10 protein-coding genes are annotated in these 13601 nt (G+C 74.7%); 8 read left to right on the plus strand and 2 right to left on the minus strand.

The window, feature by feature from the left end; genetic code table 11:
- Positions 1-12: 12 nt before the first annotated feature.
- A complete protein-coding gene (locus ET495_RS10615; RefSeq protein WP_129204788.1) occupies positions 13-396 on the minus strand; it encodes a cold-shock protein in 384 nt (127 codons plus the stop codon).
- Positions 397-601: 205 nt separating this feature from the next.
- On the opposite strand from ET495_RS10615, the gene ET495_RS10620 reads away from it, so the two are divergent.
- The 4 genes from ET495_RS10620 (at position 602) to ET495_RS10635 (ending at position 8086) form a co-directional block, all read left to right on the plus strand.
- On the plus strand, positions 602-3148 hold the full coding sequence (locus tag ET495_RS10620) for a helicase-associated domain-containing protein (RefSeq protein WP_129204789.1): 2547 nt from the start codon (positions 602-604) through the stop codon (positions 3146-3148).
- A 69-nt stretch (positions 3149-3217) separates the two neighbouring features.
- Positions 3218-4897 (plus strand): DNA repair helicase XPB, encoded by a 1680-nt coding sequence (locus ET495_RS10625; protein WP_129204790.1) that lies wholly within the window; start codon positions 3218-3220, stop codon positions 4895-4897.
- Positions 4898-5144: 247 nt separating this feature from the next.
- Positions 5145-7238, plus strand: a complete 2094-nt coding sequence (locus ET495_RS10630; RefSeq protein ID WP_211340832.1) for a TPM domain-containing protein — start codon at positions 5145-5147, stop codon at positions 7236-7238.
- Between the two features lie 71 nt (positions 7239-7309).
- A complete protein-coding gene (locus ET495_RS10635; RefSeq protein WP_129204791.1) occupies positions 7310-8086 on the plus strand; it encodes a PspA/IM30 family protein in 777 nt (258 codons plus the stop codon).
- 216 nt (positions 8087-8302) lie between these two features.
- Here the strand turns inward: ET495_RS10635 and ET495_RS10640 are convergent, their stop codons facing one another.
- Positions 8303-9004, minus strand: coding sequence for a type 1 glutamine amidotransferase (locus ET495_RS10640; protein WP_129204792.1), 702 nt, complete (start codon positions 9002-9004; stop codon positions 8303-8305).
- Positions 9005-9172: 168 nt separating this feature from the next.
- On the opposite strand from ET495_RS10640, the gene ET495_RS10645 reads away from it, so the two are divergent.
- The 4 genes from ET495_RS10645 to ET495_RS18755 all read left to right on the plus strand — a co-directional run bounded on the left by ET495_RS10645 (position 9173) and on the right by ET495_RS18755 (position 13560).
- Positions 9173-9769, plus strand: coding sequence for an NYN domain-containing protein (locus ET495_RS10645; protein ID WP_129204793.1), 597 nt, complete (start codon positions 9173-9175; stop codon positions 9767-9769).
- A gap of 98 nt (positions 9770-9867) precedes the next feature.
- Positions 9868-10617 carry a response regulator transcription factor gene (locus tag ET495_RS10650; protein WP_129204794.1) on the plus strand — a complete coding sequence of 250 codons (750 nt, stop codon included), beginning with the start codon at positions 9868-9870 and terminating at the stop codon, positions 10615-10617.
- 34 nt (positions 10618-10651) lie between these two features.
- Positions 10652-12235: a sensor histidine kinase gene (locus ET495_RS10655; RefSeq protein ID WP_129204795.1), complete on the plus strand. Its 1584-nt coding sequence runs from the start codon at positions 10652-10654 to the stop codon at positions 12233-12235.
- 116 nt (positions 12236-12351) lie between these two features.
- A complete protein-coding gene (locus ET495_RS18755) occupies positions 12352-13560 on the plus strand; it encodes a WXG100 family type VII secretion target (RefSeq protein ID WP_245993026.1) in 1209 nt (402 codons plus the stop codon).
- Positions 13561-13601: the final 41 nt, after the last annotated feature.

Here is a 13601-nt window from a genome sequence, read left to right on the forward strand (position 1 = left end):
GGGTATTGTCCCTCAGGCTTCGAGGTCGTCGGCCACGGCGCGCAACAGCTTGGCGACGCGCTCGCCGGCCTTGTCGTCGGGGTAGCGGCCGTGCTTGAGCGAGTCGCCCACGCGGTCGAGCACCTTGATGAGGTCCTCGACGATGGTCGCCATCTCGGCCGGCGCCTTGCGCTTGGCCTTCGCGACCGACGGGGCGGCGTCGAGCACCGTGACGGCGAGCGCGGACGGACCACGCCGGCCGTCGGCCACGCCGTAGTCGACCCGCGTCCCAGGCTTGGGGCTGGCGGCGTCCGCCGGCAGGGCGGACGCGTGCAGGAAGACCTCGCCACCGTCGTCGCCGGCGATGAAGCCGAACCCGCGTTCCGCGTCGAACCACTTGACCTTGCCGGTAGGCACCGTGACCTCGTTCTCGTTGCTGCTCGTGACGTTCCAGGTCCCGGGTGGGACGTACGGAAGCGGCCCGCCACCGGGCCGCGCCACAAGGCTACCGGCCCGTGCCCCCGCGGGCCGTCCATGTGCCGTTCCTGTCCACCGCTCCCGTCCACCGCGCCGAGCACCGGACGGCTCCGCGCGCCGCTCCCGCCCGCGTAGCATCGACGAGATGGCCTCCTTCTCCGACGCCGTGCGCGCCCTGCCCGACGACGCCCTCGTCGCGCTGCTGCGAGCGCGCCCGGACCTGGCCTCGCCCTCGCCGTCGACGCTGCGTTCGCTCGCGGCGCGCGCGTCCTCACGCACGTCGCTCGACCGGGCGCTCGCGCAGGCCGACACGCCCACCCTCCAGGTGCTCGAGGCCGTGCTCGCGCTCGAGGAGGTCATGCCCGCCGTCCGTGTCGACGACGTCGCGGCGGCCGTCGGCGCCACCGACGCCGACGACGCGGCCGCCGTCGCGCGGCTCGTCGCCCAGGCACGGGCGCACGCCCTGCTGTGGTCGCCGGGCGCGGACGGGTCGCTGCGCGCGGCGCCCGGCCTGGCCGAGGCCCTGGGCCCCTACCCGGCGGGCCTGGGCCCCGCGGCCGCCGTCACGCCCGGCCCCCGGCCCTCCCCGGACACCCTCCAGGCCCTCCGTCCGTCCGCGTCGGCGCCGGAGCCGGCGCCGGAACCGGCGCTGGAGCCGGGTGCCCGCGAGGTTCTCGACGCGCTCGCCTGGGGCACTCCCGTCGGCACCCTGCCCACGGCCGGCACGGCCGCGCACCGGGCCGTGCGCGCGCTGCTCGCGGCCGGCCTGCTCGCCGAGGGCGGGGGTGGCACCGTCGTGCTGCCGCGCGAGGTCGGCCTGGCGCTGCGCGGCGGCCGCACCCACGCGAGCCCGCGGCTGCGACCCCCGGTCCCCGACGGCGCCCGCCCCGTCGAGTCCGCGACCGCCGACGCCGAGGCGGCGGCCGCGGCCGTCGAGGCGGTCCGCCTGGTCGACGCCCTCCTGCGCACGTGGCAGGACGCGCCACCGCCCGTCCTGCGCGCCGGTGGCGTCGGCGTGCGCGACCTGCGCCGCACCGCGCAGGCGCTCGGCGCCGACGAGGCGACGACCGCCGCCGTCGTCGAGCTGGCGGCCACCGCGGGGCTCGTCGACGACGACGGCGGCGCCCGCTCGTCACGCCGCGCGGCCTGGGGCGACGACCGGTCGCCACGGGCCGACGGCGACACCCCGCCGTCGTACGTGCCGACGACGCGCGCCGACGAGTGGGACGACGCCGGCACGGCCGAGCGCTGGGGCGTGCTGGCCGCCGCCTGGGCGGGCAGCCGGCGCACCCCGTGGCTCGCCGGGACGCGCGACGACAAGGGGAACGTCCGGGCCCCGCTGAGCTCCGACCTGAGCCGCGGCTGGGTCCCGCGCCTGCGCGCCCAGGTGCTCACGGCGCTCGGCGCTCTGCCCGGGCGGACCGTGCGTGCGCCCGACGTCGTCGCCGACCTCACCTGGCGCACGCCACGGGCGGTGCCGCCCGAGGCGGCCGTCGTGGGGCTCCTGCGGGAGGCCGCGCTGCTGGGCGTGACCGGCGCGGGGGCGCTCGCCGCGACGGGGCGGGCGGTGCTCGCGCTGCTCGACGCCACCGACCCGGGCGACGCGCACGACGCCGAGGCGGTGCTCGGCGGGGCGCTGGGCACGATCCTCGCGCCGGCCGTCGAGGAGGTGCTGCTCCAGGGCGACCTCACGGGCATCGTGCCCGGGCGGCCCTCGCGCGAGCTGGCCGCGCTGGTCGAGCGCGTCGCCGACGTCGAGTCGCGCGGAGCCGCGACGACGGTCCGCTTCACGCCGGCCTCGGTCACGCGAGCGCTCGACGCAGGCGACACCGCCGACGAGCTGCTCGCCGAGCTCGCGCGCCGGTCCCCGGTGCCGGTGCCGCAGCCGCTCGACTACCTCGTGCGCGACACCGCTCGCCGGCACGCCGCGCTGCGTGTCGGCGCGGCCGGGTCGTACGTGCGGGCAACCGACCCGACCGTGCTCGCGGGCCTCGTCGAGGACCCTCGCGTGGCCGACCTCGGGCTGGTGCGCCTCGCGCCCACGGTCGTCGCCGCCGCGGTCCCCGCGGCGCGGCTGCACGCGGCGCTGCGGCAGCGTGGGCTGCTGGCCGCGCTCGAAGGACCCGACGGACGCCCGCTCGGCCGGTGGGGCCGCCCGCCGCGCCTCGAACGCGGCGGCGGGCGCGGGGTCCGGTCACCGTATGCGGCGGCCGGGGCCCCGACGTCGGACGGCGAGCGCCGTGCGCTCGTGGAGCGGCTGCGCGTCGCCGACGGCGAGGGGCGGCGCTCGCCGTTCGCCTCGACGGCGACGGGCGAGGCCGGTGCGCGCCTGGGCACGCCGGCGCCGCCGCGCGCTCCCGGCGACCGTGCACCAGGTGACCGCGCTCCCGGCGATCGTGCTCCCGGCGACCGTGCTCCCGGCGACCGCGCACCCGCGGCCAAGGCTGCGTCGTCGGGCGCCACGACGGGAACAGCCGTCCCGGGTGACGCGTTGGCCCTGCTGCGCGACGCCGTCCGTGACGGTGGCCATGTGTGGCTCGAGCTGGTCGACGGCCACGGCCGCCCGATCCGGCGCCGCGTGCGGCCCCTGCGCGTGGAGGCGGGCCGCCTGCGCGCCCTCGACCCGCAACGTGCCGCCGAGCTGACGATCGCGGTCCACCGCATCGCCCGCGTCGACCCGGACGACTCCTGACCCACACGACACCGCCCGCGTCCCGCCGCGGGCGGCACGCGTCACCCACCCTCCTCGGAAGGACGCCGCATGGCCGACGGACCCTTGATCGTGCAGTCGGACAAGTCGCTGCTCCTGGAGGTCGAGCATCCCCTCGCCGACCAGTGCCGTCGGGCGATCGCTCCGTTCGCCGAGCTGGAGCGGGCTCCCGAGCACGTCCACACCTACCGGTTGACCAGCCTCGGCCTGTGGAACGCGCGCGCCGCGGGGCACGACGCCGAGCAGGTCGTCAACACGCTCATCGAGTTCTCGCGCTACCCCGTGCCGCATGCGCTGCTGGTCGACGTCGCCGAGACCATGTCGCGCTACGGGCGCCTGACGCTGCACGCGCACCCCACGCACGGGCTGGTGCTCCAGGCCTCCGACAAGGCGGTGCTCGCCGAGGTGCTCAAGTCCCGGCGCACCTCCGGGCTGCTGGGCGACCGCATCGACGACGAGACCGTGGCCGTCCACCCCTCCGAGCGCGGGCACCTCAAGCAGGTGCTGGTCAAGCTCGGCTGGCCGGCCGAGGACCTGGCGGGCTACGTCGACGGCGAGAAGCACCCGATCGCGCTGTCCCCGGTGGCGACGCCTCGCACCGGTGAGACCGGCCCGGCCAAGCCCTGGGAGATGCGCCCCTACCAGGCGCAGGCCGTCGACACGTTCTGGTTCGGCGGCTCGGGCGTCGTCGTCCTGCCGTGCGGGGCGGGCAAGACCATCGTCGGCGCCGGCGCGATGGCCAAGTCGGGCACGACGACGCTCATCCTCGTCACCAACACCGTCTCCGCCCGGCAGTGGAAGGACGAGCTGGTGCGCCGCACCACGCTCACCGAGGACGAGATCGGCGAGTACTCGGGCACCCGCAAGGAGATCAAGCCGGTCACGATCGCCACCTACCAGGTGCTCACCACCAAGCGCCGCGGCGTCTACGCGCACCTGGAGCTGCTCGACGCCCGCGACTGGGGCCTCATCGTCTACGACGAGGTCCACCTGCTGCCCGCCCCGATCTTCCGCATGACGGCGGACCTGCAGGCCCGCCGGCGTCTCGGGCTGACGGCGACCCTGGTCCGGGAGGACGGCCGCGAGGACGAGGTCTTCAGCCTCATCGGCCCCAAGCGGTACGACGCCCCGTGGAAGGACATCGAGGCGCAGGGGTACATCGCCCCGGCCGACTGCGTCGAGGTGCGGCTCACGCTTCCCGAGAGCGACCGCATGACGTATGCCGTCGCCGAGCCGGAGGACAAGTACCGGCTCGCGGCGACGGCGTCGGGCAAGAACCGCGTGGTCGAGCAGATCGTCGCACAGCACCCCGACGACCAGATCCTGGTCATCGGGCAGTACCTCGACCAGCTCGACGAGCTGTCCGCGCACCTCGACGCGCCCCTGATCACGGGCGCGACGACGGTGCGCGAGCGGCAGCGCCTGTTCGACGCGTTCCGCTCGGGCGAGATCTCGCGGCTCGTGGTGAGCAAGGTCGCCAACTTCTCGATCGACCTGCCCGAGGCGTCCGTGGCCATCCAGGTCTCCGGGTCGTTCGGGTCGCGGCAGGAGGAGGCGCAGCGGCTCGGCCGCGTCATGCGGCCCAAGCAGGACGGGCGCACCGCGCACTTCTACGCCGTCGTCTCCCGCGACACGGTCGACCAGGACTTCGCGGCCCACCGGCAGCGCTTCCTCGCCGAGCAGGGCTACGCCTACCGGATCGTGGACGCGGAGGACCTGGAGCCGGTGTAGCGCGAGGCCGCGGCGCGTGGTGACCACCCGGGGCACACCGGGCCGGGGTCCCCGTCCGCCGTCGCACACCGCGTGTCGCACCGGCTGGAGACCCGAACCCGGGGCCCGGCGGCGCGCCAGAACGCCCCTGGTGCCCTCTCACCAGGGCAGGGACCGCCTGTCACGACGGACTTATCGCGCCCGCAGACCGGGCGATTCCCGTTCACCCCGATTGCGTCGCCCTGCCCCGCACGGCACGATCGAGAGCGTGAGCCACGCCGTCACGGGCACGCCGCGCCGCGTGCCCGCATTCCTCGCTGCCATCGCCGTCGCCCTGCTGGGAGGCGCGCTCGCGCTCGCCCCCGCGCTCGTGCCCGACGGCGTCGCGCCGACGCTGCTCGGCGTGGCGCACGCGGAGCAGCCGCTCGCGGACCTCGACGGCGAGATCACGGACCGCGTGGGGGTGCTGGGCGACCGCACGGCCGACGTCCAGGCGGCGCTCGACCGCGTTGCCGACGAGACGACGTTCCGCCTGTTCGTGGTCTACGTCGACTCGTTCGACACGCTGGACGGCCGGAGCTGGGCGAACCAGACGGCCACCGCGGCGCACCTGGGTCTTCACGACATCCTCCTGACGGTCGCGACGGGCGACCGCTCGTTCGGCCTGTCGGTCGACAACAACGTCGACCTGACCCCGCAGAACATCGATGCCATCGAGAACGCCGCGACCGACAAGCTCCGCGCGGCGGCCAACGCCCCCGAGGGCGAGGGCGACTGGGGCGCCGCCGCGATCGCCGCGGCCGACGCCATCGTCGGCATCGGCGGCACCTCGGGCGCCGGCGGGGCGGGCGCTCCCCTCGCGCTCGGCGGCGCCGTCGTCGTGGTGGGCGGCGTGGGTGGCTGGCTGTGGTGGCGGCACCGGCGCAAGGCGGCCGGGCAGCAGGCCGCGACGAGCCAGGACGAGCTCGCACGCCTGTCCACCGAGGAGCTCGAGAAGCGGGCCGCGACCGCGCTGGTCGCGATCGACGACGCGCTCAAGACGTCCGAGCAGGAGCTCGGCTTCGCCCAGGCCGAGTTCGGCCTCGAGCCGACCACCGAGTTCCAGCGGGTCCTCGCGCAGGCCAAGGAGAGCGTCTCGCAGGCGTTCGTGCTGCGCCAGCACCTCGACGACGAGACGCCGGACCCCGAGGCCCAGCGCCGCCAGTGGCTGGCCCAGATCATCACGCTCGTCGACGGCGCGGCCGACGCGCTCGACGCGCAGACGCAGTCGTTCGACGAGCTGCGCAAGCTCGCGGAGCGGGCCCCTCAGGTGCTCGACGAGACCGCGCAGCGCGCCGACGAGCTCACGGCGCGCGTCGCGCTGTCGCAGCAGGCGCTCGTGACGTTGTCGGCCACCTACCCGCAGTCCGCGCTCGCCTCCGTCCTGGGCAACCCGGACCAGGCGGCCGCGCTCGTGGAGGGCGCGCGCACCTGCGTGGGGCTGGGCCGGGCCGCGCTGGCGAAGAAGGACCGCAACACCGCCGTCGCGCAGGCGCGCGGGGCGCAGAACGCGCTCGGTCAGGCCGTGCGGCTGCTCGACGCCGTCGATCACGCGGGCGAAGACCTGGCCGAGGCCGGCCCCCGGCTCGACAAGGGCGTCGCCTCGATCACGCAGGACATCGCCGACGCGGCGCGGCTCGCGCCGATCATCGCCGCCGCCGGCGACGGCTCCGTCGATCCGGCGACGGCGGAGGCGCGCGAGGCGGTCGCACAGGCGCAGGCGGCGCGACAGGGCGGCGACCCGCTCGCCGCGCTCGCACGGCTCACCGCGGCCGAGGCCGCGCTCGACAAGGCACTCGAGCCGGCGCGCGCCAAGGCCGAGGCGGACGCCCGCGCGGCCGCCCTGCTGCGCGACACGCTGGGCCGGGTCGAGTCGCAGGTGCGGGCGACGGACGACTTCATCTCGACGCGCCGCCAGGCCGTCGGCCCTGACGCGCGCACCCGGCTCGCCGAGGCCATCCGGCTCATCGGCGAGGCGCGTGCGCTGCAGCCGAGCGACCCGTCGACGGCGCTCGCCCGCGCGCAGGAGGCCGAGGGCCACGCCCGGGCCGCCGCGCAGCTCGCCCAGAACGACGTCTCCGGCTGGGGCCAGCAGGGCGGCGGCGGGTCCAACATCGGCGGAATGGTGCTCGGCGGCATCCTCATCGACTCGATCCTGCGCGGGTCGGGCGGCGGGATCGGCGGAGGGATCGGCGGCGGTGCCGGACGTGGGCGCTCGGGCGGATTCGGCGGCGGCTACGGTGGCAGCGGGTTCGGCGGCGGGCGCTCGTCGGGCGGCGGTTTCGGCGGCGGCCGCTCCGGCGGGCGCGGCGGCAGGTTCTGACCGGCGTCCGCGCCGCGGCGGCACGGATTCTCCTGAGCACGAACGATCTGAGACGAGGAAGGCACCATCCCATGACCGCGAAGCAGAGCGTCCTCGGACGCATCGCCCAGCTCACGAAGGCCAACATCAACGCGCTGCTGGACCGCGCCGAGGACCCGCAGAAGATGCTGGACCAGCTCGTGCGCGACTTCACCAACAACATCGCGGAGGCCGAGCAGGCCATCGCCCAGACGATCGGGAACCTGCGCCTGGCGGAGCAGGACTACAACGAGGACGTCTCGGCCTCCCGGGAATGGGGCGGCAAGGCGCTCGCCGCATCCCGCAAGGCCGACGAGTACCGCGCGGCCGGCGACACCGTCAACGCCGACAAGTTCGACCAGCTCGCCAAGGTCGCCCTGCGCAAGCAGCTCGACGCCGAGTCCGAGGTCCGGCAGGCGCAGCCGATGATCGAGTCGCAGCGCGAGACGGTCGACAAGCTCAAGACGGGCCTGGCGGCGATGAAGGACAAGCTGGGCGACCTCAAGGCGCGACGCGACTCGCTCGTGGCGCGTCAGAAGTCGGCTGCCGCGCAGCAGACCGTGCAGACCGCGATCAGCTCGATCAACGTCCTCGACCCGACGAGCGAGCTCGGCCGGTTCGAGGACGCGGTGCGCCGCGAGGAGGCCAAGGCGATCGGCCAGGCAGAGATCGCTGCGTCGTCGCTCGACGCCCAGTTCGAGGAGCTCGCCAAGTCCGACGACGAGATCGAGCTGGAGGCACGCCTGGCCGCCCTCAAGGCCGGCACCGCCCCTGCCGCCCAGATCGCACCGACCGTGGTCACCCCGTCGGAGGCCGCTCCCCTCGACTGACCCGCCCGCGCCTGCGACGGGCGGGAGCCGGTCACCGACGTCTCACCCTCCGCGAGCGAGCCCGTCCCCGGCCCGAGCGACGTCGCGCGGCCCCGGTCCCCTGCGGGCCGGGGCCGCGCGACGTCGGCCCCCGTGCCCACGCGGGTCGCTCCTGGCCCGGCGCCGTCCGTGGGGCGTCGTGCCCGGCACGTTCGCGGAGGCCGGGCCGCCCGCCGGTCAGCCGGGGTCGACGGCGTCGACCTGAGCGGCGAAGGCGCGGCCCAGGCCGATGACCAGCGTCGCCAGGTCCGCGCCCGCGGCGGTGAGCTGCTCGTCGACGGCGTGGGTGTCGACGTCGTCGTGGACGCGCGCCCAGCCGAGAGCGATCGACTTGCCCGCCTCCGGGTGGAACTGCACCCCGAGCGCCGAGCCCACCCGGAACGCCTGGTACGGGTACTGCTCCGACCAGCCGAGCCAGCTCGCACCCGGCGGCAGCTCGGACACGGCGTCGGCGTGCATGCTCACCGCGCTCGTCACGCCGTCGCGCGCAGCCGCGACGACCGGTCCGAGCACCGGGTCCGACGACGCCCCGGCGCGCCAGCGCACGCCGATGACGCCGGCCTCGCGTCCGGGCGGCGCCGCGACGGCGACGGTGCCGCCGCAGGCCACGGCCAGCAGCTGGGCCCCCAGGCAGATCCCGAGCGTGGGGACACCACCCGTCGCGGCGTCCGCCAGGAGCGCCCGCGTCGCCGGGAGCCAGGGGGCCACGTCGTCGTCGTACGCCGACATGTGGCCGCCGAGCACCACGAGGCCGGCGCCGACGGCGTCGAGCGGCGGCACCGGCTCACCGAGGTCGAGGCGCACGAGGCGGACACGGTCCCCGAGGGCGGCACCCAGCAGGCCGAGGGGCACGTCGGCGGAGTGCTGCAGCACGGTCACCCGGGGCGCCGGCTCGCCGGCACCCCCGGCCCGGGGCCGCTCTGAAGCTCCACAGGTTGCACAGTCACAGCGAGACACCGTACCTGCGCGCAACGATTCGCAGGGAACTCCTTCTCGTCCGACGCGTGGGACCTGCAGAGGGGCCGTGCGCGCGCTTAGGCTGACCGCATGTCCCAGCTGCACGCCCCCACGCCGGGCGCCGAGCCCGTCGGCCGCAAGACCTACCTGCTCGTCGACGGCGAGAACATCGACGCGACACTCGGCATGAACGTGCTGAACCGCCGCCCGAGCCCGGACGAGCGACCCCGCTGGGACCGGGTCACGGGGTTCGCGCACAAGGTGTGGGGGCAGGACGTCGTCCCCCTCTTCTTCCTCAACGCGACGAGCGGGCAGATGCCGATGCCGTTCGTGCAGGCGCTGCTCGCGATGGGCTACCGCCCCATCCCGCTTGCGGGCAACGGCACCGAGAAGGTCGTCGACGTCGGTATCCAGCGCACGCTGGACGCGCTCGCGACCCGTGACGGCGACGTGATGCTCGCGAGCCATGACGGGGACTTCCTGCCCCAGATCGAGGCCCTGCTGGGTGAGGGCAGGCGCGTGGGCCTCCTGGCGTTCCGCGAGTTCGTCAACGCACGGTTCGCCGAGCTGGGCACGCGCGGGCTCGAGACCTTCGATCTCGAGGGCGACGCCGACGCCTTCACGACGCTGCTGCCACGTGTCAGGATCATCCCGCTCGACGAGTTCGACCCGCTGCGCTACCTCTGAGACGCCCGGGCGGCAGACAGCGCGGGTCGGAGGTTCACTCAGACGACACTCAGGACACTTCCCAGGCAGCATCCAGCGATCGGACGCACACTGACCCCATGAGCACCACTGCCACCCCAGAGGCGCGACTCGTCGTCGTGGACGACGAGCCCAACATCCGCGAGCTGCTGTCCACGTCCCTCCGGTTCGCCGGTTTCGAGGTCCACGCCGCAGGCGACGGCCAGAGCGCACTCCAGCTCGTCCGCGATCTCGAGCCCGACCTGGTCGTGCTCGACGTGATGCTGCCCGACATGGACGGGTTCGCCGTGACCCGTCGCATGCGCGAGACGGGCCGCCACACACCCGTGCTGTTCCTCACAGCCAAGGACGACACGCAGGACAAGGTCCAGGGGCTGACGGTCGGCGGCGACGACTACGTCACCAAGCCGTTCTCGCTCGAAGAGGTCGTGGCCCGCATCCGTGCGGTGCTGCGCCGCACCAACGCTGCCCTGCCCGTGGACGACGGCGTGCTGCGCGTGGGCGACCTCGAGCTCGACGAGGACTCGCACGAGGTGCGCCGCGCCGGCGTCGAGGTCGACCTGTCCCCCACCGAGTTCAAGCTGCTGCGCTACCTCATGCTCAACTCGGGCCGCGTGCTGTCGAAGGCGCAGATCCTCGACCACGTGTGGCAGTACGACTGGGGCGGGGACGCGAACATCGTCGAGTCCTACATCTCCTACCTGCGCCGCAAGATCGACGCTCTCAAGCTGCCCGACGCCGACGGCGTCGACCAGGCGCTGCCGCCGCTGATCCACACCAAGCGAGGCATCGGCTACCTGCTGCGGGCACCGCAGGTCGCGCGCGTCTGACGTGGCTGGGGAAGGCGCGACGAAGGTCACGACCGTGGCGCTCGCGGAGGTTCCCGGGGGGACCTCCGCGAGCGGCGGAGACGAGACGCCGCCCGGGGGTGGCCTGCTGACCCAGCTCAACGACTGGCTCGGCCACGTCCCGCTGCGCGCGCGTCTTGTCGCCGTCATCGCGGTGCTGCTCGCGGCGGGGCTGGTTGCGGCATCGTTCGCGACGCAGACGATCGTCTCGCGCTTCCTCATCAGCCAGGTCGACGACCAGCTCCAGCGCACCAGCAGCAACCTGAACGCGCTCGTGGGCACGGTCACCACCGCGCGCTCGGCGCCGTCGGACTACTACGTGCTGGTCCGCACGTCCGCGACCGAGGGCCCGCCGGCGTTCACCTGGGCGCCGACGGTCGCGTTCAACGGCGAACCTCAGATCCCGGCGATGTCGTTCGACGCCGTCCGGGCCCGCGGTGGCGAGCCCTTCACGGTCAGGTCGAGCGGGGGAACGCACCCGACGCAGTGGCGGGTGCGCGCGGTGATCGCGCCGCTCACCGACACGTTCCCGCCGTCGCAGGTCGCCGTGTTCGTCGCCCGGCCGCTGTCCCAGGTCCAGGACGCGTCGGCCTTGCTGGCCCGGACGCTCCTCCTGGTCGGCGCGAGCATCGTGATGCTCGGGGCGGCCGCGGCATGGCTCCTGGTGCGGCGATCCCTGCGTCCCCTGCAGGAGATCGAGGCGACGGCGGCCGCGATCGCCGCGGGCGACATGGCCCGCCGCGTCTCCGCGGGCCCGCCGACCACCGAGGTCGGTTCGCTCGGGATGTCGCTCAACGCGATGCTCGCCCATATCGAGCGCGCGTTCGCCGTGCGCGAGGAGTCCGAGCGGCGCATGCACCGCTTCGTCTCGGACGCGAGCCACGAGCTGCGCACACCGCTGGCCACGATCCGCGGCTACGGCGAGCTGTACCGCATGGGCGCGCTCGACACGGGCGACAAGGTCGACGACACGATGGGCCGCATCGAGGACGCCGCGCGCCGCATGGGCACGCTGGTCAACGACCTGCTCGAGCTTGCCCGCATGGACGAGGGCCGTCCGCTGCGCTCCGAGCTCGTCGACCTCGTGGCGATGGCCGACGACGCCGCCCAGGACCTGCGCGCGCTCGACCGCACCCGCACCGTGACCGTCGTCGGGCTCGGCGGCTCGGGCGACGCCGGCGTCCCCGCACCGCCGTCGTCGCTCGTGGTGACGGGCGACGCCGACCGGCTGCGCCAGGTGCTGACCAACCTGGTCGGCAACGTCGCACGGCACACGCCGGAGGGCACGGCTGCGCAGATCGCGCTCGGCACCACTCTCGACGACGCGCCCGCGGGCCGGGAGAGCGTCGTGCTCGAGGTGCGCGACCACGGGCCGGGCGTGACGCCCGAGCAGGCCGCGCGCATGTTCGAGCGGTTCTACCGCGCCGACTCGTCGCGCAACCGCGAGTCGGGTGGGTCGGGGCTCGGGCTGGCGATCGTCGCCGCGATCGTCGGGGCGCACGGCGGGCACGTCGAGACGCGGTCGCCGGAAGGCGGCGGTCTCGTGGTCCGCATCCTCCTTCCTGCGACGAGCTCGGCGAGCACACCCGTCACACCGTGAGGCCGGACCCCGCTACGATGACGCGTCGTCGCCATCCGGCCTGCCGTACGCACCCCACGGGGTCGTAGGCTGGACGCGAGGACACCCCGTACTCACCGACCGAAGGTCTGATAGTCATGGGCGTCAACTGGTCTGACGCACCCCAGTGGTTCCGTTCCTCCTTTGCCCGAGCCGCCCGCGGCGCGGGCGCCACCGCCACCGACGACGAGCTCGCCGACGCCGCCGAGTCCCTCGTCGCACGGTGGTCGGGCGAGGCCCGCCACTTCCACAACCTCAAGCACCTCGCGACGACGCTGCACCGCGTGGACGAGCTCGCGCAGGAGACGCACGACCCGGACCTGGTGCGGCTCGCCGCCTGGTACCACGGCGCCGTCTTCACCTCCGACACCAAGTCGACCTACGAGCTCAAGGGCGGCGAGCAGACGCCGGCGAGCGCCGAGCTCGCCCGCAAGGAGCTGACGCAGCTCGGCGTCCCGGCTGCGGGCGCGGATCGCGTGGCCGCGCTCGTCGACTCGCTCCTGCGCCACCAGCCGGCCCCGGGGGACACCGACGCGCAGGTGCTCAACGACGCCGACCTGTCGATGCTCGCGATCGAGCCGCAGCACTACAAGGTGTACGCGGCGGCCGTGCGCGCCGAGTACGCGCACATCCCGCGCAGCGACTTCCTGCACGCGCGCATCCGGATCCTGGAGCGCCTGCTCAAGCGCGGCAGGATCTACTCCAGCCCGATGGGCGCCGCGTGGGAGAACCCGGCCCGCCAGAACGTCGAGGCCGAGCTCTCCCGCCTTCTCAAGGAGCAGTCCACCCTCCCCCAGAGGACTCCCCCACCGTCGACGCCTGAGTGTCAGTTCGGCAGTCCGTCGTCAGCTCGTGCCCCCGAGCGCACGAGGAGACGACGGACTGCCGAGTTGACGCGTTTCCACAGGGTGTGGATAGAGGCGGGCCCGCGGCAGGGGTCCGGCCTACCGTCGTCGTGCCCGGGGAGGCCGGGCTTCACGACGGCGGGCCGCTGCGCCCGCAGGACGGAGACGGACATGCGGTACGACGTCGACAGCGAGCGGGTCGCGCAGGCGAGCGCGGCCGTCAGCGGCTCGGTGGGGGCCATCCGGGGCGAGGTGGGCGCGATGGTCCACCACCTGCAGGATCTCCAGTCGAGCTGGCACGGCGGTGCGGCCACGGCCTTCGCGGGCGTGATGTCGCAGTGGCACGCGGCGCAGTCGCAGGTCGAGCAGGCTCTCGACGCGATCCAGCAGGCGCTGGCCGCGGCGTCACGCACCTACGCGGACGCCGAGTCGCAGGCGGCACGGCTCTTCGCGACCCGCTGAACCCCGCGCACACGACAGCGGCCCGCCGCCCCAGGAGAGGT

This window comes from Xylanimonas allomyrinae (genome assembly GCF_004135345.1).
Classification (GTDB): domain Bacteria; phylum Actinomycetota; class Actinomycetes; order Actinomycetales; family Cellulomonadaceae; genus Xylanimonas; species Xylanimonas allomyrinae.

What these genes read in the sequence shown, in the direction of transcription:
- ET495_RS10650 (WP_129204794.1), top strand. Translation starts at nt 9,868, where the DNA reads ATGAGCACCACTGCCACCCCAGAGGCGCGACTCGTCGTCGTGGACGAC.
- ET495_RS10635 (WP_129204791.1), top strand. Translation starts at nt 7,310, where the DNA reads ATGACCGCGAAGCAGAGCGTCCTCGGACGCATCGCCCAGCTCACGAAG.
- ET495_RS10625 (WP_129204790.1), top strand. Translation starts at nt 3,218, where the DNA reads ATGGCCGACGGACCCTTGATCGTGCAGTCGGACAAGTCGCTGCTCCTG.
- ET495_RS10645 (WP_129204793.1), top strand. Translation starts at nt 9,173, where the DNA reads ATGTCCCAGCTGCACGCCCCCACGCCGGGCGCCGAGCCCGTCGGCCGC.
- ET495_RS18755 (WP_245993026.1), top strand. Translation starts at nt 12,352, where the DNA reads ATGGGCGTCAACTGGTCTGACGCACCCCAGTGGTTCCGTTCCTCCTTT.
- ET495_RS10620 (WP_129204789.1), top strand. Translation starts at nt 602, where the DNA reads ATGGCCTCCTTCTCCGACGCCGTGCGCGCCCTGCCCGACGACGCCCTC.